Annotated in this window: 22 protein-coding genes; 14 read left to right on the top strand and 8 right to left on the bottom strand. The window is 47.5% G+C overall.

From position 1 onward, the window contains the following. Positions 1-99: 99 nt before the first annotated feature. The 4 genes from NIES2104_RS07135 (at position 100) to NIES2104_RS07120 (ending at position 3,950) form a co-directional block, all read left to right on the top strand. On the top strand, positions 100-1,227 hold the full coding sequence (locus tag NIES2104_RS07135) for an iron-containing redox enzyme family protein (RefSeq protein WP_058997079.1): 1,128 nt from the start codon (positions 100-102) through the stop codon (positions 1,225-1,227). A gap of 74 nt (positions 1,228-1,301) precedes the next feature. After that, positions 1,302-2,036 (top strand): SAM-dependent methyltransferase, encoded by a 735-nt coding sequence (locus NIES2104_RS07130; protein WP_225895214.1) that lies wholly within the window; start codon positions 1,302-1,304, stop codon positions 2,034-2,036. A 47-nt stretch (positions 2,037-2,083) separates the two neighbouring features. Further along, complete coding sequence (locus NIES2104_RS07125) at positions 2,084-2,953, top strand: glycosyltransferase family A protein (RefSeq protein ID WP_072218037.1); 870 nt, start codon at positions 2,084-2,086, stop codon at positions 2,951-2,953. Then, the gene (locus NIES2104_RS07120) at positions 2,943-3,950 is read left to right on the top strand and encodes a hypothetical protein (RefSeq protein ID WP_058997076.1); all 1,008 of its coding nucleotides are present in this window, start codon (positions 2,943-2,945) and stop codon (positions 3,948-3,950) included. The genes NIES2104_RS07125 and NIES2104_RS07120 overlap by 11 nt, the downstream gene beginning before the upstream one ends. A gap of 206 nt (positions 3,951-4,156) precedes the next feature. On the opposite strand, the gene NIES2104_RS07115 is transcribed toward NIES2104_RS07120, so the two are convergent. Continuing rightward, positions 4,157-5,488, bottom strand: coding sequence for an acetamidase/formamidase family protein (locus tag NIES2104_RS07115; protein ID WP_058997073.1), 1,332 nt, complete (start codon positions 5,486-5,488; stop codon positions 4,157-4,159). A 29-nt stretch (positions 5,489-5,517) separates the two neighbouring features. Then, positions 5,518-6,393, bottom strand: coding sequence for a DNA-formamidopyrimidine glycosylase (locus NIES2104_RS07110; protein WP_058997072.1), 876 nt, complete (start codon positions 6,391-6,393; stop codon positions 5,518-5,520). A 78-nt stretch (positions 6,394-6,471) separates the two neighbouring features. Between NIES2104_RS07110 and NIES2104_RS07105 the strand changes: the two genes are divergently transcribed. Together NIES2104_RS07105 and NIES2104_RS07100 are read left to right on the top strand one after the other, a co-directional pair. After that, positions 6,472-6,825, top strand: a complete 354-nt coding sequence (locus NIES2104_RS07105) for a papain fold toxin domain-containing protein (protein WP_058997070.1) — start codon at positions 6,472-6,474, stop codon at positions 6,823-6,825. Positions 6,826-6,840: 15 nt separating this feature from the next. After that, the gene (locus NIES2104_RS07100) at positions 6,841-7,176 is read left to right on the top strand and encodes a hypothetical protein (protein WP_058997069.1); all 336 of its coding nucleotides are present in this window, start codon (positions 6,841-6,843) and stop codon (positions 7,174-7,176) included. Between the two features lie 72 nt (positions 7,177-7,248). On the opposite strand, the gene NIES2104_RS07095 is transcribed toward NIES2104_RS07100, so the two are convergent. From NIES2104_RS07095 to cruF, 5 genes are all read right to left on the bottom strand, one after another. Continuing rightward, positions 7,249-7,530, bottom strand: coding sequence for a photosystem I reaction center subunit IV (locus NIES2104_RS07095; RefSeq protein ID WP_156426887.1), 282 nt, complete (start codon positions 7,528-7,530; stop codon positions 7,249-7,251). A 175-nt stretch (positions 7,531-7,705) separates the two neighbouring features. After that, positions 7,706-8,020, bottom strand: a complete 315-nt coding sequence (locus NIES2104_RS07090) for a hypothetical protein (RefSeq protein ID WP_058997067.1) — start codon at positions 8,018-8,020, stop codon at positions 7,706-7,708. Positions 8,021-8,022: 2 nt separating this feature from the next. Beyond that, a complete protein-coding gene (locus NIES2104_RS07085; RefSeq protein WP_058997065.1) occupies positions 8,023-8,802 on the bottom strand; it encodes a ZIP family metal transporter in 780 nt (259 codons plus the stop codon). Continuing rightward, positions 8,792-10,006, bottom strand: a complete 1,215-nt coding sequence (gene cruG, locus NIES2104_RS07080) for a 2'-O-glycosyltransferase CruG (protein ID WP_058997063.1) — start codon at positions 10,004-10,006, stop codon at positions 8,792-8,794. Before cruG ends, NIES2104_RS07085 begins: the two co-directional genes overlap by 11 nt. Before the next feature lie 73 nt (positions 10,007-10,079). Continuing rightward, complete coding sequence (cruF, locus tag NIES2104_RS07075) at positions 10,080-11,003, bottom strand: gamma-carotene 1'-hydroxylase CruF (protein ID WP_058997061.1); 924 nt, start codon at positions 11,001-11,003, stop codon at positions 10,080-10,082. A 271-nt stretch (positions 11,004-11,274) separates the two neighbouring features. Between cruF and NIES2104_RS07070 the strand changes: the two genes are divergently transcribed. From NIES2104_RS07070 to NIES2104_RS07060, 3 genes are all read left to right on the top strand, one after another. Next, a complete protein-coding gene (locus tag NIES2104_RS07070) occupies positions 11,275-12,282 on the top strand; it encodes a permease (protein WP_058997059.1) in 1,008 nt (335 codons plus the stop codon). A gap of 2 nt (positions 12,283-12,284) precedes the next feature. After that, positions 12,285-13,049 carry a TIGR03943 family protein gene (locus tag NIES2104_RS07065; protein WP_058997057.1) on the top strand — a complete coding sequence of 255 codons (765 nt, stop codon included), beginning with the start codon at positions 12,285-12,287 and terminating at the stop codon, positions 13,047-13,049. 110 nt (positions 13,050-13,159) lie between these two features. Further along, positions 13,160-14,371, top strand: a complete 1,212-nt coding sequence (locus NIES2104_RS07060) for a glycoside hydrolase family 5 protein (protein ID WP_058997056.1) — start codon at positions 13,160-13,162, stop codon at positions 14,369-14,371. Positions 14,372-14,415: 44 nt separating this feature from the next. On the opposite strand, the gene rpaB is transcribed toward NIES2104_RS07060, so the two are convergent. Next, positions 14,416-15,147: a response regulator transcription factor RpaB gene (gene rpaB, locus NIES2104_RS07055; RefSeq protein ID WP_058997053.1), complete on the bottom strand. Its 732-nt coding sequence runs from the start codon at positions 15,145-15,147 to the stop codon at positions 14,416-14,418. Positions 15,148-15,322: 175 nt separating this feature from the next. On the opposite strand from rpaB, the gene radA reads away from it, so the two are divergent. From radA to NIES2104_RS07035, 5 genes are all read left to right on the top strand, one after another. Continuing rightward, on the top strand, positions 15,323-16,810 hold the full coding sequence (gene radA / locus NIES2104_RS07050; protein WP_058997051.1) for a DNA repair protein RadA: 1,488 nt from the start codon (positions 15,323-15,325) through the stop codon (positions 16,808-16,810). A 121-nt stretch (positions 16,811-16,931) separates the two neighbouring features. Beyond that, positions 16,932-17,066 carry a hypothetical protein gene (locus NIES2104_RS33350; protein ID WP_263970921.1) on the top strand — a complete coding sequence of 45 codons (135 nt, stop codon included), beginning with the start codon at positions 16,932-16,934 and terminating at the stop codon, positions 17,064-17,066. 30 nt (positions 17,067-17,096) lie between these two features. Then, on the top strand, positions 17,097-18,716 hold the full coding sequence (gene murJ / locus NIES2104_RS07045) for a murein biosynthesis integral membrane protein MurJ (protein ID WP_058997049.1): 1,620 nt from the start codon (positions 17,097-17,099) through the stop codon (positions 18,714-18,716). Next, a complete protein-coding gene (locus NIES2104_RS07040; RefSeq protein ID WP_058997047.1) occupies positions 18,713-19,144 on the top strand; it encodes a thiol-disulfide oxidoreductase DCC family protein in 432 nt (143 codons plus the stop codon). The genes murJ and NIES2104_RS07040 overlap by 4 nt, the downstream gene beginning before the upstream one ends. Before the next feature lie 84 nt (positions 19,145-19,228). Beyond that, positions 19,229-19,741, top strand: coding sequence for an MEKHLA domain-containing protein (locus NIES2104_RS07035; protein ID WP_082690108.1), 513 nt, complete (start codon positions 19,229-19,231; stop codon positions 19,739-19,741). The last annotated feature ends 24 nt before the right edge of the window (positions 19,742-19,765 follow it).

The raw sequence follows: 19,765 nt of genomic DNA, 5'->3' as shown, positions 1-19,765 counted from the left end.
TACTCCTTAAGACTTAGCGATCTCCCTCTGAGGTAGATGCAACTTCAAGATTGGATAAACGAGCATAGAAATGAAAATCGAGTCATCCCAGAAAGATAAATGCACGGTAGTTTAGTCGCTCCTCTGCCCACTCAATTGATGCCAGAGGCAATCGCATCCATTGTTAAGACCAATCCTTACTACAAGGCTGAACAAACTTTTAGTGAACTGATCGAAGCTGAAAACTTAGATCAGCGACTCAATCAGTTTGAAGAGCAAATTCGGTACTTTGAAACGGCACTGAGTTTTGCACTCAAAGAAGCTTATGATCAAGCTCAAGGTTCGGATGCTGCCCATCTTTTCCTACAGCGCATCCTCTACCGCATCAATCGCTTAAACCTATTTTGGTACGACGATTTAACGCACTATACCAATGAGCGATCGACATACTTGCAAAAAGTCCGCAATGAGATCGAAGCCGCTTGGCAAGCTTGGGAACTCAAACAGATTGATACTGAAGCTTATCATTCGGTAGATCTGAAACAGGCATTGCTCGATCGCTATCAAACCGATCTCGATCCTGAACTCTCTGAAGATGCGCTCTACCTTCGTAAAGAGATGCCATTTGAAGGTTATCGTTACCTTTTAGCAATCACTTCGTTTGATGGACTGGTCGAAGCAAGCCGCCTTTCTCGAATTCTCGGTGGTGCCGCGAATGAAGTTCAAGCAACTTTAACGAAAGTACTGCTCGAAGAATATGGTAATGGTCGTTTGTCGCGGAAGCATTCGACATTTTTCGCGAAAATGATGACCGAATTAAGCTTGAGTACTCAGCCTGAAGCATATTTTGATCTGGTTCCTTGGCAAGCGTTAGCAACCACGAATCATAACTTCTTGCTAACGGAATGTAAGCGTCATTTCTTACGCTACAACGGTGGTTTAGCTTACTTTGAAGTAGCAGGTCCTTCTGCATATCGGAACTATCTTGCTGCGGCTCAGAGACTTCAGCTCTCTGAGGGTGCAATGGGCTATTGGGACTTGCACATCAAGGAAGATGAAAGACATGGACGATGGATGATCGAGAACGTGACGTTACCTCTGGTCGATATGTATCCGCAGCAAGCTTGGCAATTGTTGTTGGGATATGACCAAGAGAAACTCATGGGCGATCGAGCAGGAGCCGCGATCGTGGCGATGATTCGTCATGGGGTTGAAACTGAATCGCTTCCTGCAATTGGACTAGAGTAATCGATCGGGGATTTTGGGGCGGCTGTGGTGACCGCCCTTCATTGTTGTGATTTGAAATCATAGAGGGTATTACCTTGACTGGGACACTAATTAGACCAACACAAACGGTTGCTGAAACCGAAGTATTTTTCTGCCCTGAAGAGTCGCATTTCTATTCGCATTGTTTAGAGCGATTGGTATTTTCGCAGTGTGATGATTCGCGCTTGATTGTTGAATTTGGTTCGGGTGATGGTAGTCCGGTGATCAATTCACTAGTGCGATCGCGCTGTCACGATGTGATTCACGGTTTTGAACTGAATCCCTCTGCGTATGAGGTAGCTCAATCCAGAGTTGGTCAGTGTAATCTGCACGATCGATATGTGCTGCACAACAAATCATTCTTTGAGGCAGCACCAACCGATGCAGATTGTTTGATTGCAAATCCGCCTTACATTCCCGCTCCAGATAATCAAATTCGGATGCCGCTCTTGCATGGGGGTGTAGATGGAGCCACACTCACGAATAAACTATTGACGCTGAACTATCCGAGAGTAATGGTTTTAGTGTCGAGCTACTCGAATCCGTTAGGCACCTTTGAATGTGCAGCCGAACAGGGTTATACGGTATCAGACTTTATGGTGACACCGTTGCAGTTTGGTTGTTATAGTTCTGAGCCGAAAGTGAAAAACTGGATTGCTAAGCTGCGAGATCAGGGTCAAGCTTTCTACACGGATAATATTTATTTCCTTGCGGGTGTTCTGTTCGAGCATTCTAGTGTTGCATCTGTGGATATCTCAGATGAGCTAGTTCGAGTGATGACTGCTTTGTAAACCCTGATGTGGAGGGTGTGATTAGATTTGCACCCTTTTCAATTGATATGTCTAAAGTTGATATTCTAATTCCTACCTACAATCGTGCTTCAGCGTTAGCTGTTACTTTAACGAGCTTGATTGCACAAACATTTCAAAACTTTAATGTAATCATTTCGGATCAGACTGATGATCCAAATACGATCGCATCAAATCTAGTCCAAACTCCGATTCGAGTTCTGCGATCGCACAATCATAAAGTACAAATCCATCACCATTTGCCGCGTCGTGGACTCGCAGAACAAAGACAGTTCTTGCTCGATCAAGCGACTGCACCTTATGTTTTATTCATTGATGATGATCTGATCCTCGAACCGTTTGTAATCGAGCAATTTGTGAACGCGATCGAACAAGAAAACTGCGGTTTCGTTGGGAGTGGATTGATCGGCTTGAGTTTTGCTCAAGATATTCGACCGCACGAACAAGCGATCGAGTTCTGGACGACTCCCGTTCGACCGGAAAAGCTTAAACCCGGAATGCCCCAATGGGAGCGCTGGAAGTTGCACAATGCAGCAAATCTGTATCACATTCAGCGATCGCACAACATCACACCGGATCACCCTCGCAAATACAAAATTGCCTGGATCGGGGGCTGTGTCATGTACAACATGGAAAAGCTTCGGGAGGTCGGCGGCTTTAATTTCTGGAAAGATCTGCCTGAAAATCACTGCGGCGAAGATGTGTTTGTACAGCAGCGAGTGATGGCGAAATATGGCGGTTGTGGGGTGCTTCCGTCCGGAGCATATCATCAGGAATTGCCAACAACGGTGGTCGATCGTACTTATAACGCTCCAGTTTTGCTCTCAGTGGATGAGTCATTTTCTGAAAATCCCTCTAGGATCGAAGAAGATGAATTGAGCCTAACGTATGATTCCTGAATTCTTCGATCGTGCTTCTGTCAGTTCTGTTTGGCGGGTTCCCTATCAACAGCGAGCAGTAGAAGCCGAACAATGGGCGAAACAGCATGGAATTTCGCCCGCAAGTGACGATCGAGTTCGGGTCTGTCTTCTAGCGATCGACGTGCAGAATACGTTCTGTATTCCTGATTTTGAATTATTCGTGGGGGGTCGATCGGGTACTGGAGCCGTTGAAGATAATATTCGACTGTGTGAGTTTATCTATCGCAATTTAGGCAGCATTACCGAAATTGCACCCACAATGGATACTCACACGGCGATGCAAATCTTTCATCCGATCTTCTGGCTTAATGAAGCTGGAGAGCATCCAATACCAGCCGCAACTTTGATTTCATTCGAGGATGTTCAGAAAGGAGTTTGGCGAGTCAATCCTGCTGTTGCGTTTAGTTTGAAAGCAGATTACGACACCTTAAACAATCATGCGCTGCACTACACAAAACAGCTAACCGACGAAGGCAAGTATCCGCTAACGGTGTGGCCCTACCACTCGATGCTGGGTGGAATTGGTCATGCGTTGGTTTCGGCATTTGAAGAAGCAGCGTTTTTCCACTGTATTGCCCGCAAGAGTCAGACGAATTTTGAGATTAAAGGTAATCAGCCACTCACTGAAAACTATTCGGTGTTGCGTCCTGAAGTGCTCACTACAGTTGGGGGCGAACTACTTGCACAGAAGAACAGTCAATTGATTGACAAATTACTCAAGTTTGATGCGGTGATCATTGCAGGTCAGGCGAAGAGTCATTGCGTCGCTTGGACGATCGATGATTTGCTCACCGAAATCCAAGCGTATGACTCTAGCCTGACTCGGAAAGTGTATCTGCTCGAAGATTGCACTTCTCCGGTCGTGGTTCCGGGTGTGGTCGATTTTACCGAGCAAGCAGACCAAGCGTATGCGCGTTTTGCTGCTGCTGGAATGCGGTTAGTAAAATCGACCGATGCGATCGCCGACTGGTTTTAGAGGGTGTTTGAAAAGTATAAAAAGTCTTTTCGCTCTCGTTTGCCTCCCGCCCTGAAATAAATTTCGGGCTAATGAGAGAAAGTCTACTGAAGTAGACTCGGAGGTAGTTTCAGGTTCTTAGTCCTTTTCAAAGGACTTTCGCCGATTAGCCCGAAATTCATTTCAGGGCGGGATGTGGCACCGAACGACAATTTTCAAACCCCCTCTTAGGCTTTCTTGACCCAAAGCGATCGCGGCATCAAACTATGAATTGTTCTCGCACCCGGTTCAATCCGTCCCAACCGCGCATCCATTGCCAAACTTGCCAGCGAGTAGCTATCTAACATCGATAGTTTCTTCAGTTGGGTCATCCGCTCGATCATTCGCAGTGAAGCAAGATTCATCGCAGTTTGCACATCTGCATCAGTGGCAGTGGTGACATAACTATCACGAGTGTCTTGGGTTGGATTCGGAGCAAGTTTTGGGCTGGCTTTCTTTGGCAACATACAGTAAACGCCCTTCAACTGATTGACGATTTCAGCGACTCGACAATCTCCGTAATCGTTCATGAACTGTTGAGCCTCTTTGCTCGAAATCCGCTTCCAGTCTGAAACAAATTTAACCGTTTGCTCAACCAGCATATCGACCGCTTTGTTCATATCGCGATCGTATCCCATCGTGATCCAGTGCGTCGGCGTTTCAATCCGGGGGAAGGTGAGCGGCGTTTTTTTCAAAACTTCGATCGTCAAATTCAATTCGCTAAACGCACTCTCGATCGCGGTTAAATTCACCTCCCCATTGCCTTGCACCGCATGAGAATCGCCCGACCACAACAACGCACCATCCACAAACACAGGTAGATAGATCGTTGTTCCCTGCACCAATTCACGACAGTCTAAATTACCGCCATACGCTCCCGGTGGAACAGTGCTATATTGTCCGCTTTCTGCTCGTGCTACTCCAATAATTCCAGGAAATGGGCGCACAGGTAGTTCAATTCCAGGCAAGAATTCGGTCACACCCCGACCGAGATCGAGATAGAAATGCTTGACCTGCGCTTCAGGAAATTTATCCGGGAACTGTCCTAGCTTCAGATTTCCAGGCAGGTTCCAATTCGCGCCATAGCTGCGAGGAATAATCCGATTGATCCGCACCTTCAGTACATCACCAGGCATTGCCCCTTCAACGAAAATCGGACCTGTAACCGAATGAGGACCTCGACCGGGAAAATCGACGCGCAGCTTGGTAATTTGCTCGATCGGCACTCCCGGTAAAATCTGATTCAGCGATGCCATCATCGTTTCCATCACCACGGTATCACCCGATTTAATTCGAGCGCGAGGCGGTTCGGCATTGTTAAACCAACCCCACTGCACCGTTTCATTGTTTGCAGGTAAAAGATATACGCTGCCTTGATATTGACCAACATAGCCTTGTCTTAGCGCATTGATTTCAGGGCGCTTAGAAGGTTGATTATCTTGGGCATTGGCTTTAGAAATCATAGATACAGCGGCAGCACTCATCGCACTGCCAATTAGAAAGTCTCGACGCTTTGACATACGGGAAATAGTAGGTTAGGTCAAATTTATTATTTCTTACGTATCCTTTGTAAATTGTGATCCGCACTACTTTTGCAAGGTTGGCAAGTCGAGCAAAAATGCGCCGATCGACCTGCTAACTTCAGCCGTTCAATCACTGTCTCACAAGTCCGGCAGCGATCGCCCTCTCGCCCATACACCCAAGCCATGCCGCCATAGTTACCATTCACCCCTGACACATCCCGAAAATCACTAAACGTGGTGCCTCTTGCCGCAATGCTATCTTTTAGCACTCGGATGACGTTTTTTCGCAGTTGAGAGGTTTGCTCGATCGATAATTCCGTACATAATGTTTCAGGATGAATCCCGGTTAGGAATAAAGCTTCATCCGCATAGATATTGCCAATTCCCGCAACTAACGCTTGATCGAGTAGTGCATTCTTAATGGGGCGTTTACGATTTTTCAACTGCTCATAAAAATACAGATCTGAGAACTCATCCGAAAACGGCTCATGTCCCAATCTCTGTAAGCCTGTAATGATAGTCTTTGGATCAGCCTCTCCAACGACGTGCCACATTTGCCCGAATGTTCTTTGATCATCAAAGCGAAGTTCTCGATCGCCCTCAAAAAACAATCGAACTCGCGTATGTTTCGACAACGGTTCAGATTGTTTCATCCACAACAGCTTTCCGGTCATTCGCAGATGGACACCCAGCCAGCCAATCGGATCGAGTTGTCCAAGAAGATATTTTCCATAGCGATGCCATTGTGCGATCGACAATCCCTTTAAGCTTGAAATAAACTGATCGGAATTTGGATAAGCGATCGTGCGATCGAGTAACACTTCTCCCCCTACGATCGGCTGATTCAGCGCGACCTCGTTTAAACCTAATCGAACCGTTTCAACTTCAGGCAGTTCAGGCACAGCGACTACACTCGTAAAATCCTATTTTAACAACAGCGACAATCGCGAGATAATGCCAAGACTTGTGATCGTACTGTTATGTCTCAACGTTCAGCCGAAGAGGTCTATCAAGTTATGCTTCAGATTGCCTCTGAGTTTCCATTACTGTCGTGCGAACAGTGTGCTAGAGCAATGATGCAGTGGTTAACGGCAAATCAAATTCAAGGAAAGATTTCGAAGCTGAAAACCAAACGACGAGGGGAGGCGTTTATTAGTAGCGATCGCTTTGACCCAAATCAATCGATTACTGAAAACGGTACTCACTACGGCGTTGAAGTATTAGGGCAAGTCTTTGATAACCTTTCGACTGTCGGACTCACGCGCCAAGATTGGCTACAAGATTTTCATTGTCCGAGCGAATCGTTTACGATCGAAGAAATCGATTTCACATAACTCCGGAGGCGATCGGTGAGCGGATTACTAGAAATCTTAGAAAAAATTAGACATCGCCCAGGAATGTATCTTGGAGCGCCTTCGGTAAGCAATTTATTCATGTTTCTCAACGGCTACGAAATTGCTAGAAGCGAATTGAACATCGAACTGACCAAGGAAGAAGCGGCATTTCACGAAGAATTTCAACCCTGGTTACAGAAGAAGTTCGGCACATCTTCTAGCGCATCCTGGGCAAAACTCATCATGCTGCGCTGTTCTGATGAAGCCGCTGGGCTTCAATACTTCTTTCAGTTGCTCGACGAATTTCAGCAGCAATCTCAAGCGATCGCAAATCAAGCTGTGGAAGTATGACGATTGCACAAAAAAGAGAGCCAGCACCAACAGAAGAAAGGTACTGACTCAACTCTGATTATCGCAGAGAATTTACTCTGCTTTCTTTGCTGCGGGTTTTGCCGCGGGTTTTGCTGCTGCTGGAGCCGCCGCTTTCTTTGCGGGTGGCTCAACTTCTTCGAGTTCGCTCAGTGAGAAGTTATTGGTGTTAACCCCGCTTGCTTGACCGCTATAGCCCGTGTAGTTGACCTTATCAAATCGCACAATCACCGGATATTTGATGCCGCTTTGGTCGATCGAGGCAACCGTACCGACATCACGATACCAGTAAGACTCTTTCCGCAGAATGCGAACTTTTGAACCACGTTGAACCATGATTGTTCTCTTCCTTTTGTTCTGAAAATTAACGAACCCGGATCGATGCAAAATACAGATGATGCCGCGTCAATTTTCCCCAATTTACTACGGGAGTTGAACCGGAATGCGATCGCTGTTACGAGTTGAAACATTCCGAAATAAATTTGGAGACTGCTAAGCCGGATTATCACCTTTATGTGGCGTTCGCAAGTTGCTGTGCCCGGTCTCTCAGATGGCGGTAGGCAGCGTGATTGGGAGCGCGTCGCACTAATTCATCTGCTTCTTCCAACGCCTCTTCATAAGCGCCTAGTTGTTCAACCATCAGCAGAACTTTTAGTTCACGCGCTTCTAGATGATCTGGATTCTCGTTCAGCGCCAGACCGAGTGATGCAAGAATCTCACGCATACCATATTCCCATTCAGGTTCGTCTGGGTCGAAGCTATTTCGGAGAAAGTCCCACTCTTCAAGAGCGGTTTGATACCAGTTTGATCGCTGTGAGTCGCTCATTTTTAACCAAGAGTCACGTCTAGAAACATCATTAGCACAAAGCCAATCATGACTCCAAGGGTTGCTTGCTTCTCTTTACCCAAACTATGCGACTCCGGAATAATTTCATCGCTGATTACAAAGAGCATCGCTCCCGCTGCAAATGCCATCCCCCACGGCAGAATGATCGACGCGATCGACACAATTCCCGCCCCGATTACGCCTCCAATGGGTTCCGCAAGTCCCGTTAAGAGTGCCACTCCGAATACATTTCGTCTGCGGTATCCTTCGGCTAAAAGTGCGATCGCTACAACCAATCCTTCTGGGAAATTCTGCAAGCCGATTCCGATCGTTAACGCAATCCCGTTCTGCACGTCGCCACCTCCGAACCCGACCCCAACCGCCAAACCTTCTGGAAAGTTGTGCAGCGTAATCGCAATCACGAATAGCCACACTTGCTTTAAGCGATTTGAATTCGATCCTTCTGAGCCTTTAATAAAGTGTTCATGCGGGAAATAGCGGTTTGCTGCCCAGAGAAACCCGCCACCGAGTAGAATGCCGAGAACCACGATCGACGCTGCCAAAAATTGATTCTCTGTGAGCTTTTCAGCCGCTTCAATTCCTGGAATCACGAGCGAAAAGGAAGTCGCCGCTAACATCACACCCGCCCCAAATCCGAGTAGTGCTCCTTGAACTTGGGGGGTGATTTCTTGGATGAAAAAGATCGGCAGTGCGCCGACTCCAGTTGCCAGTCCTGCGGCTAAACTACCTGCCAAGCCGAAAAGCGTGACATTATCCGCCATAAATTCGACCCCGCCAGCTTTTCGGCTTTCGAGTAGACGATAGGAAAATTCGGAACACAGCAGCAGGATCGGCTAAAGGTGAGAACCAGAAGAGCCAAGCGCCTTTCGCAGAAGAGCGATCGTAAGATTGCAATACCGCTGCATTTAATCCGATCCGCATTGCGACTAATGCCCCATTCAATCCGAGCGCGATTAGTGCGGGTAACGTGGTATTTCCAGATCCAACAATCCAAGCGCTAAAAATCAGCAACGGTAATGGTAACGCTTGCACTAAAGTTAAAAATGCTAAATCGCCCCAGACTTGCGCGGGAGTAGACGCATCTTTGAGATCAAGCGATCGACCCCATTCGTTCCAAGTTTCCGCCATGCCTTCATACATTCGGACTTTGAGAATGTTTGCACCGTCGAGAAATCCGACTTTCGCGCCCGTCGCGGCAATATTACGAACCAGAGTGACATCATCACAGAAGGAACCTTTCGCACTCGTGTAGCCGCCGACTTTTTCGAGCAGCGATCGACGACAAAAGAAACATTGCCCATTCGCCATGACTCGCTCTGCCGAACTGCCGATTTCTCCCGCTGCTCCAAATCGATACACCAACGTCATGAGCAAAGCAGGCTGAAGCCAGAATTCACCCGGATATTTGAGAATAAATCGTGGCGATAGTGTGATCAAATCGTAGCCCTCGGTTGTAGCGGTTTCGAGCAGGCTACACACTAAGCTGGGGTGCGGAATCGTATCGGCATCCATCCCCAAAATCCATTCGCTATTGGGAGAACTAGCTAAAAATCCGTTGTGCAATGCCCACGGACGACCGACCCAATCAGACGGAAGCGGATCATCATTGATCAATCGGAATCGTGGATCAGTTTCTTGTGCGGCTTTGACGAGTTCTGGGGTTTTGTCGGTCGATCGACTATCGACGATCGTGATTTCCCGCACTTCGTAAGTTTGGCGAGTCAGACCTTCGAGACACGGCGAAATGCGATCGGCTTCATTTAAGGTTGGCACCATCACACTGACCGCCCCAAAAAATTCTGTCTTGGGCAATTGAGGCTGAAGGGGAGGACGACGCACCGCACCTTTGAGCAATCGCGATAGTAAAATTGCCCCTGCTGGAATCTGAATAACCAGCAAACCAAAGAAAAACACATCCTGAAATGCAAAAGCCTGGGAATTCACCAACCCCAGGCAAATCGTCATAAAGTTCGTCAAGCCTAATAACCCCTTGTGTGATCGATAGAAGTGAGACGCTCGATCGAGCGTCTCAACACATTTATTTCTGAGAAATTCCAACCGAGACAGTCGGTACATCGCGGGTCACGGTTCCCGAAATCGAAGGTTCAACGCCTTGACCCGGTTTACTCATCCACCAAAGCGCGATCGCAGGCACAACCCCAAGCACAATGCTCATCGAAGTCGGAATCAAATACCGCGCATCGAGTTCCGTCACCGTAATGATCGCCCCAAACGCAAAATTGATCAGATACACCACCAATGGAACCGTCAACTGAGCACGAGTCAGATTCAACGGCTTGCTTCCCCAGAACAACGAAGCGACAAACATAAAGAGCGCTCCCGTTCCGAGCCAGCCTGAGACATTCCGATACGGCATTCCGAAGAATTCACCGACTTCGCCAAATTCCCAGAACGGGTACGGAGCCTGACTCATTGCCGGATCAAGTACGAAATCCCAAGCGGTTAGCAAGACCGAACCGAGCGCGATCGATCCTAGCAACTGTGCCCAAGTGGGCAATTTCAAACTTTGCAATCCAGTTCGTGCCAAGACATAACAGCACAAGCCGACATAAAACCAGGACAGCGGAATCGTAAACGGCACCAAACCCGCAATCTTATAGCCCAAGCCGTTTAGATATCCGTACGCCCCAAACGGGAAGCCTGTACTCGTTCCAAGTAGTTCGCTACCGAGGGACAAAATCACCGCAGGCAACATAAAGGTGAGCCAGTGCCGAATTCCGAGCGTTCGGTAAGCATAAAGAGCTACCGTGATTGCGCCCAATAGGATATATCCCACTCCTCCATTTGCCATGCTCCAGCCGAATGCCGACTGCCCGATCGTGGGGAGAGCAGCGATAAATTCTGGATTGGGCAGCACCAGCAATAATCCTGCTAATCCAAAAGCCAGCGCCATTGTATGTCCCACCAAACACAGGCGCTCCACAGTAACCAGATGCTTCATACCGTTTCCTCAGAAAATATGGCACTCAATTTGCCTGACTTTATAGTTTACAAATCTTCAGGCTCATTCTGGCGTTTTCAAGGATGCTTTTTTAAGATTTGAGTAAAATCAATTTGATTTAGCCGCTAACAGTGCGATCACAGTTAAATTTCCTGAACGACTCAATCTAAAAGCGAAAGAAAAGATACTGACTATTTTTCTCTCTTCCATTCATTTTCACCCTTTCCGCTTCCCTGCTATGATCCCCTCAATCTCGTCACAATCGGACTGAATGACTCAGATTAACAGTGCGTTCACTCTCTTTATGAGTTTGATGGTCGAGGCAATGCCCTTTTTGCTTCTTGGGGTGTTGTTCTCTGGCTTGCTGCAATTTTTTGTTGATGAACGGAAGTTAGTGGCGATTTTGCCGAAAAATGCGTTTCTCGGTGCGTTTGTTGGAAGCTGTATCGGGTTTTTGTTTCCGGTGTGTGAATGCGGAAATATTCCGGTCGCACGACGATTGATGCTGCAAGGTGCGCCGACTTCGGTTGCAATCGGATTTTTACTCGCGGCTCCGACGATTAACCCGATCGTATTCTGGGCGACTTGGACGGCGTTTCGGGATCAGCCCGAAATTGTATTTTTCCGCATTGGGTTTTCGCTGGTGATCGCGACGATTATTGGCTGGGTGTTTAGCGTTCAGAAAGATGTGCGTCCCTTGCTTCAAGACAGTGTTGCGGCATATCTCTCTCGCAAATTAGATGCGCCAAAAACTTCCGCTTCCCCTCTATTGCAGTCGGGAACTTATTTTTTGGGACAATCGACAAAGCCGTTGATTACTGATCCGATCGAGCTTCAAGCCGCAATGGGTGGAGCCATCACGAAACCGACTGATTATCGGTTGAGAATGCTGCTCGATAATACAATTCAGGAAATGCGGGAATTGGGCGGAGTTTTGGTTTTGGGAAGTGCGATCGCGGCAATTCTTCAAGTTTTTGTTCCACGAGATGTGATTCTCGGTTTGGGTCAAGATAATGTGACCTCGATTCTCGCGATGCTGCTTCTGGCGGCAGTTGTTTCGATTTGTTCTACGGTTGATTCGTTTTTCGCGCTGTCATTTGCATCGACATTCACAAGCGGATCGTTGATTGCATTTCTTGTGTTTGGTCCAATGATCGATCTCAAAGGTGTGGGATTGATGCTGTCGGTGTTTAAGTGGAGAGCAATTCTCTATATATTCGGATTGGCGGGACTGTTGACGTTCCTGTTTTGTTTGTTTGTGAATTTGTATATCAGTTGATAATGTCTAGAATTCCTTGGCGTGTTTTGTCCCCGTGGTTGGATCTTTTAGCAGTTACGGCTTGGGGTCTGGTGATTCTGAAGTTTTGGCTGACGAATGAACTGTTTCTGCTGATTCATCCGAATTACAAAATTTTGACGATCGCGGCTGGATTCGTATTACTCATCATCAGCGGCGTGAAGGGATTTTTTATCTGGAAAGCGAGTCGAAATTCTCGACTTGTGACGAGTGATTTACCTCATATCACTTTATTTCCGCCGGGATGGAGTAGCGCGTTACTGTTATTGGTTGCGATCGCGGGTTTAGTGATTACGCCGCGTCCGTTTGCGAGTCAGACGGCTATCGATCGGGGTGTGAATGATTCAATTACGCTCACACGAGTTAGACCACAAACTTTTCGCGCTTCGGCTCGGACTGAAGATAAGAGCCTAATTGATTGGATTCGCACCCTTCAGGTGTATCCGGAACCGGATGCTTACACGGGACAGAAGGCGAAACTGCAAGGATTTGTGGTGGCGACTCCAGAAATTCCTGAACAGTATTTCTTGCTGACTCGCTTTGTGATTACGTGTTGTGCGGCGGATGTGTACCCGGTGAGATTGCCTGTGAAATTGACGCAGGGAACGAGAGCGGATTATAAAGTCGATTCTTGGTTTGAGGTCGAAGGGCAAATGATCACGGAAACGTTGGCAGGGAAGCGGCAGTTAGTGGTGCAGGCGAACTCGCTGAAGCCGATTCCAGAGCCGAAGAATCCTTATGACTACTGATGTGAAGAGTTCGTGAGATCTAGGATTCGATCGCGAAAAATTGCCACTTTTGTCTGAGTCACCCGTCAGGACTGGAAGAGTATGGTTAAGACGATACCCGTACGGCTTCTATGATGAGACTCTATTCCCGCATCCGCCAGGTTTTGACGCGATCGACGTTTTCCGTGATCTTTTTATTATCGATCGTCGGTGTGATCTTTCTGAGTACTGTTTCGCCCGCTCAATTACCATCGGTTGGACAAGTTGAGCCGCCACTTTCAACTCGTGGCGCAGAAATCATTGATGCGAGAAAGCGACTCGTTTTATTGCGTGGCGTGAATTGGTTTGGAATGGAGACGGAAACTCAAGCTCCTCACGGACTTTGGGCACGAGACTATAAAGAAATGCTGGCTCAGATGAAAAGTCTCGGCTACAACGTGATTCGGTTGCCGTACTCGGTTCAGGCACTTCGAGGCACTGAGATTAGTGGCGTGAATTTTGCGATCGGCAGTAACAAGGAATTGCAGGGGAAAAAGCCGATCGAAGTGATGGATGCAGTGATCCAAGAAGCGGGACGACAAGGATTAATGATTCTGCTCGACAGTCACCGATTGAACAATCAGCAGATTCCTGAACTTTGGTATGGCGATGGATTCACTGAGGAGGATTGGATCGGGACTTGGACGATGCTGGCGGAACGATACAAGAATCAGCCGAATGTGATCGGGGCGGATTTGAAAAATGAGCCGCACGGGAAAGCGAGTTGGGGAACAGGCGATCGTGCAACCGATTGGAGATTAGCGGCAGAACGCGCTGGAGAAGCGATTCTAAAAATTACTCCAAACTGGCTGATTGTGGTTGAAGGCGTTGAAAACAATGTATCGGGTCAACAACTCAAACAGCACTGGATGGGTGGAAATCTCGAAGGAGTCAGACGGTTTCCGGTTCGGGTATCGGTTAAAAATCGCATCGTGTATTCGCCACACGAATATGGAGCAGGCGTATTTAATCAGCCTTGGTTTAGTGCGATCGATTTTCCCAGAAATATGAGGGTGCGTTGGGAAAAAGGCTTTTTCTACATCGCACGACAACAGATTGCACCGATTTTTGTCGGAGAATTCGGCGGTCGTCAAATTGATCAAACTTCCAAAGAAGGCATTTGGCAGCGGCAATTCGTTCAATTTCTCAAAGAGAATCGATTAGGATTTGCTTACTGGAGTTGGAATCCTAATAGTCAAGACACAGGCGGAGTTTTGCTCGATGACTGGACCCGGATCGACCAACCCAAACAAGAATTACTCAATCAGTTGTTACCCGCACAGGCAATGCAGGCAACGCGGTAAATGAATCGGGCGGGGAGAGTTTCAATTTCCTCGCCTGTCTTCAATTATTCAACTTCACCCGGTTCCAAGATGCGCTGGAACAGATAGCCCGTTCCACGAGCGGTCAGAATCAGTTCGGGATTGCTCGGATCATCTTCGAGTTTGGCGCGGAGTCGGGAAATGTGAACATCCACCACGCGAGTATCAACATGACGCTCCGGAGTGTAGCCCCACACTTCTTGAAGAATCTCCGATCGCGAAAATGGCTCTCCCGATCGACTCACGAGCAATTCGAGCAAACTAAACTCCATTCCCGTTAATCGAATCCGCTCATCGCCTTTGTAGACTTGGCGCTTATTCGTATCGATGCGGATGCTGTTGATGTGAATCACACCAGAGCTTGGAATCCCGGTGACACCTGTTTTATCGACGCGGCGCAGAACTGATCGAATTCGGGCTTCGAGTTCTTTCGGTGAGAACGGCTTAACGACGTAATCATCGGCTCCGAGTTCAAGTCCAGTGATTCGATCGGCAACATCGCCCAAAGCCGTCAGCATAATGATCGGCACGTCCGACTCTTTGCGGAGTTCCTGGCAAACCCCGTAGCCGTCGAGTTTGGGCATCATCACATCGAGCACCACGAGATCTGGATCGGCATTGCGGAAAGTGTCGAGGGCTTCTTCACCGTCTGCCGCTGTCACCACATCGTAACCAATCATTGAGAGGCGGGTTTCTAGAATGCGGCGAATGCTGGCTTCGTCATCGACAACCAGAATTTTTTCTTTATGACTTTCCACGATTTGTAATGCTCCTTGAAGTCAAATCAGTAGTCGTTAATTTTTTCAACTTTTATTATGGAGATAGTAGCTCACTTTTTAATTCTCAGGCTACCAAATCCTGATTGTGGCTGAGCTTCAGGCTTTCTTAAGCTTTACGAAAGTTAACAGGCAAACTATTTCTTAATTTTTGCGAATGCCCAAAGTACGATCGACGTTTGTTTGTAATGAATGCGGGGCGGAATTTTCTCAACATTTCGGTCGCTGTCCGTCTTGTTCGACGTGGAATTCCTTAGAAGAACAGGTGTCGCGCCCAGCGACTCCTCCCGCTGCTGCAATGGCTCAAGTGACACGGTTACGCGGTACGAATGGAAAAAAGAGCGCTTCGGATAGTCCGGCACGAGCAATCTCGTCGATGCAATTAAACGAGATTTCCGATCAGGCTCAGGATCGCTTAGCTTCGGGATATGTGGAACTCGATCGCGTTTTAGGCGGCGGGATCGTGCCGGGATCGCTCGTGCTGATTGGGGGTGATCCAGGGATTGGTAAATCAACGCTTCTCCTTCAGACAGCGAATCGATTGGCAACTCGCTATCGAACGCTCTATGTCTGTGCGGAAGAATCGGGGCGACAGGTAAAACTCAGGGCGCAACGGTTGGGAGTCGGGAAACAGGCGACGACCGAGGAAACAGAACTCTTAGAGGAATCTGACGAGGGCAGTCTTCATCTGTTGCCAGAGATTGATCTGGATACGATTTTGACTGAGTTGGAAGCGCTCAAGCCGAGAGTCGCGATTATCGATAGTATTCAGGCGTTGTACTATAGTGCGCTGACTTCGGCTCCGGGGTCGGTGTCACAGGTGCGCGAATGTACTTCGGTGCTGATGCAGGTGGCGAAACGGCAGAATATTACGCTGTTTATTGTGGGGCACGTCACGAAAGAAGGCGCGATCGCAGGTCCAAAAGTGCTCGAACACTTGGTCGATACAGTCTTGTACTTTGAGGGCGATCGATTTGCCAGCCATCGACTTTTACGATCAGTGAAAAACCGTTTCGGTGCCACTCACGAGATCGGCGTGTTTGAAATGGTCGATCAAGGGTTGCAAGAAGTTCTTAATCCCTCGGAATTATTCTTGGGCAGCCGAGAGGAAGCTGCTTCGGGAACGGCAACGATCGTCGCTTGTGAGGGAACTCGTCCGATCGTCGTTGAACTGCAAGCCTTGGTGAGTGCGACCAGTTATAGTTCGCCACGTCGATCGACGACTGGAATCGAGTACAACCGACTTTTACAAATTCTGGCAGTGCTAGAGAAGCGAGTTGGAATTCCCTTATCAAAGCTTGATGCTTACGTCGCTTCTTCGGGGGGTTTGAATGTGGGTGAACCTGCGGCGGATTTAGGAGTGGCGGTAGCGGTGGCGGCGAGTTTTCGCGATCGTATTGTTGATCCGTACACCGTTCTAATTGGGGAAGTCGGCTTAGGTGGACAAGTTCGTCCGGTGTCTCAGACTGAGTTGCGCTTGAAAGAGGCAGCGAAGTTGGGATTTAAGAAAGCGATCGTGCCTAAAGGGGCAAGTTACGGCGATGTGGGGATGGAAGTGATTCCAGTCGCAAGAGTGTTAGATGCGATTAGTGTGGCGCTGGCGGGAAGTCGGGCACGACCCACGGAAGAACATGAGGAAGAATAAGCAGTTTTGAGCTAGAAAGTTTGGGCAGTCTCCAGAGCAATTTGTTTAGAGGCTGCCTTCTTTAATTCATACCTGTTAATCTAAATCACATAGAAATTCAGTGTATTAAAGAAATCCGCTTATGACTATTTTGCAATCTGAAGAAGATGCGTTCTGGATTCAAATCACTCAAATATCATTAGATGCGATTTGGGATAACGAAGAAGATGACATCTACGAGCAGCTACTCGAAAACAGTGGATCGCAAGATGATTAAATAGGTGAAGCCAATTTTGCCGAAATTATCGTGACTGAAACTAAGCCCAAACGATCGCTTGCTGGAATCGCTGGAATTGTGGCGATCGCAACTCTTTTAAGCAAAGTTGCTGGACTGGTGCGAGAACAATTGATCGCCTTTGCGTTTGGGGTTGGAGTCGCAAGAGCGTCTTACGATATTTCCACGATTCTTCCTAGCTTTTTTCTGATCTTGCTGGGTGGCATTAATGGACCGTTTCACAGCGCGATGGTGAGTGCACTGGCAAAACGGCGGAAGGAAGAATCTGCACCACTGGTGGAAGCTGTTTCGACCTTGATTGGCTGTATTTTCTTGGTGGTGACGATCGTTGTTTTCGTGTTTGCACCGTTCTTTATCGATTTACTTGCGAGTGGCTTACAGCAAACAGAGGCAGGATTAGAAACCAGAGCGATCGCGATTCAACAGTTGCGAATTATGGCTCCGATCGCTTGGTTTGCAGGCATGATCGGGATTGGATTCGGAACTTTAAATGCAGCAGATCAGTACTGGTTGCCGTCGATTAGTCCATTGATTTCGAGTGTGACGTTGCTCGTTGGACTTGGAATCTTTCTGTTGACTCAGGGAACACCAGAAACGAATCCGAATTATGCGCTAGTGGGGGGGGCTGTTTTAGCGATCGGGACGCTTTTAGGAACGGTGTTTCAATGGGTTGCTCAGTTCTGGGCACAGCGACAAGCGGGATTAGGTCGATTTCGAGTGCGGTTTATTTGGAATGATCCAGGCGTTCAAGAAGTGTTTCGGGTAATGGGTCCAGCTTTGTTTTCGTCGGGAATGCTGCAAATTAATGTAGTCACCGATTTGACGTTTGCATCGTTATTACCGAATGCAGTCGCGGCGATTCCGAGTTTGACTTATGCTAATTTTCTGGTGCAAACGCCGCTTGGACTGCTTTCAAATATGATTCTCGTGCCGTTTTTGCCAGTGTTTTCTCGATTAACTGATCCGAGTCAGCGAGATGAGTTGAAAGCGCGGATTCGGCAGGGGGTTTTGATTACTGCGATCGCAATGTTGCCGCTCAGTGCTTTGATTATCACTTTAGCAACGCCGATCGTTCGAGTTGTTTACGAACGTGGAGCATTCAAGCCCGAAGATACTCCCTTAGTTGCCTCCGTATTGATGGCTTACGCAGTTGGAATGTTCGTTTATCTGGGTCGCGATGTTTTAGTTCGGGTATTTTATGCGCTCGGAGATGGTGATACTCCGTTCAAAATTAGTATTGTTAATATTTTTCTGAATGCGTTTTTTGACTTTTTGTTTTATCGACCGTTTGGCATTGTTGGAATTGTTTTAGCAACCGTTAGCGTTAATATTCTTTCAGTATTAGCGTTGCTGTATTTTCTGAATCGTAAATTGAACGGGTTGCCATTACTTCAGTGGAGTTATCCGATCGTGGGATTGGCTGCAAGTAGTATTTTGGCGGGGACTGCAAGCTGGTTTATCTCGAATGCGATCGCGAACCTTTCGGGTCTCAATGGGTTCTTTTTGGCTCTGGCACAAATGACGATCGCGGGTTTGATCGGGCTTGGAATCTTCGCACTTCTGGCAAGTCAGTTAAAATTACCAGAAGTAGACCAGTTTAGCGATCGTATTCTTCAACGCTTCCGCCGATGAAACCTTACACCGTGATTTACGACGGGCACTGTAATCTGTGCTCGAATCTTGTTCAAGTTCTCGAAAAGATTGATAAAGGCGAACGCTTTCAATATCTGCCCATGCAAGATGAAACGGGATTAGCTCAATTTGGAGTGAGTGCCCAAGATTGTGAAATGGGGATGATTTTGATTGACAATGTGAAACTCGATCGCAGATGGCAAGGGAGTGATGCGGCTGAAGAAATCGGAAGATTGCTTCCGGTTGGAAATGTGTTTGTCACGGCTTATCAGAATTTGCCAGGGATGAAATGGGTGGGCGATCGCGTTTATGAGCGGGTTCGTGACAATCGGTATGCGTTATTTGGTCGTCGATCGAGTACCTATCAAACTGCTTATCCTGCTTGTGAAAGTTCTTGCTCTTATTTTTCTAAACCAAATCAGGGTTAATTAAGAATGCAGCAGAATGAAAATTCAATTTCTCAAGATGAGACTGAGTATCTGCTTTCGACTAAAGCTAATCGCGATCACCTGATGAGTGCTATTCAAGATGTTGCCACAAAAACTAATCTGGTTAGTTTTACCCCTGAGAAATGGAACGAGGCTTCAAATAGTTTGCTCTCTGATTGGCAGGTTAAACAAGCTCAACGGTTAATCAAGAGCTTTCATCATTGGACAGGCAAAACGTTAATTGAAACGCCTGAAGCTTTGTTTAATGCGCCGTTTGTAGTTGTCTCACATGGAACCGAACCCGATCCGATATTTAACTATGGCAATCAACAAGCGTTAACACTGTGGGAAATGGACTGGGAAACATTTACGCGAACGCCATCGAGACAATCGGCGGAACCTGTCAGTCAAGAAGAGCGATTGCGCCTCTTGACTGAAACTAAATCCAAAGGCTATGTCAGCGGTTATCGTGGGATTCGCATTTCTAGCACAGGGAAACGCTTCTGGATTGAAGATGTGATTCTCTGGACGGTGCTCGATGAATTGAATCAACCGTGTGGGCAGGCGGCAACGTTTTCAAGTTGGACATTTATTTGACCTAAGTTCGACGAGTCTTTTCGC

Source organism: Leptolyngbya sp. NIES-2104 (genome assembly GCF_001485215.1).
In the GTDB taxonomy this organism is placed as follows: Bacteria; Cyanobacteriota; Cyanobacteriia; order Leptolyngbyales; family Leptolyngbyaceae; genus Leptolyngbya.
The sequence above is the reverse complement of the archived record's forward strand: the minus strand, read 5'-3'. Positions and strand labels throughout refer to the sequence as shown.

Bases quoted from the DNA above. Each gene is read 5' to 3' on its own strand.
- NIES2104_RS07085 (WP_058997065.1), bottom strand. From the start codon at position 8,802: ATGGCGGATAATGTCACGCTTTTCGGCTTGGCAGGTAGTTTAGCCGCA.
- NIES2104_RS07120 (WP_058997076.1), top strand. From the start codon at position 2,943: ATGATTCCTGAATTCTTCGATCGTGCTTCTGTCAGTTCTGTTTGGCGG.
- NIES2104_RS07065 (WP_058997057.1), top strand. From the start codon at position 12,285: ATGTCTAGAATTCCTTGGCGTGTTTTGTCCCCGTGGTTGGATCTTTTA.
- NIES2104_RS07035 (WP_082690108.1), top strand. From the start codon at position 19,229: ATGAGTGCTATTCAAGATGTTGCCACAAAAACTAATCTGGTTAGTTTT.
- cruF (WP_058997061.1), bottom strand. From the start codon at position 11,003: ATGAAGCATCTGGTTACTGTGGAGCGCCTGTGTTTGGTGGGACATACA.
- NIES2104_RS07125 (WP_072218037.1), top strand. From the start codon at position 2,084: ATGTCTAAAGTTGATATTCTAATTCCTACCTACAATCGTGCTTCAGCG.
- cruG (WP_058997063.1), bottom strand. From the start codon at position 10,006: ATGACGATTTGCCTGGGGTTGGTGAATTCCCAGGCTTTTGCATTTCAG.
- NIES2104_RS07090 (WP_058997067.1), bottom strand. From the start codon at position 8,020: ATGAGCGACTCACAGCGATCAAACTGGTATCAAACCGCTCTTGAAGAG.
- radA (WP_058997051.1), top strand. From the start codon at position 15,323: ATGCCCAAAGTACGATCGACGTTTGTTTGTAATGAATGCGGGGCGGAA.
- NIES2104_RS07040 (WP_058997047.1), top strand. From the start codon at position 18,713: ATGAAACCTTACACCGTGATTTACGACGGGCACTGTAATCTGTGCTCG.
- NIES2104_RS07135 (WP_058997079.1), top strand. From the start codon at position 100: ATGCACGGTAGTTTAGTCGCTCCTCTGCCCACTCAATTGATGCCAGAG.
- NIES2104_RS07060 (WP_058997056.1), top strand. From the start codon at position 13,160: ATGATGAGACTCTATTCCCGCATCCGCCAGGTTTTGACGCGATCGACG.
- NIES2104_RS33350 (WP_263970921.1), top strand. From the start codon at position 16,932: ATGACTATTTTGCAATCTGAAGAAGATGCGTTCTGGATTCAAATCACT.
- NIES2104_RS07070 (WP_058997059.1), top strand. From the start codon at position 11,275: ATGACTCAGATTAACAGTGCGTTCACTCTCTTTATGAGTTTGATGGTC.
- NIES2104_RS07115 (WP_058997073.1), bottom strand. From the start codon at position 5,488: ATGTCAAAGCGTCGAGACTTTCTAATTGGCAGTGCGATGAGTGCTGCC.
- NIES2104_RS07105 (WP_058997070.1), top strand. From the start codon at position 6,472: ATGTCTCAACGTTCAGCCGAAGAGGTCTATCAAGTTATGCTTCAGATT.
- NIES2104_RS07095 (WP_156426887.1), bottom strand. From the start codon at position 7,530: ATGGTTCAACGTGGTTCAAAAGTTCGCATTCTGCGGAAAGAGTCTTAC.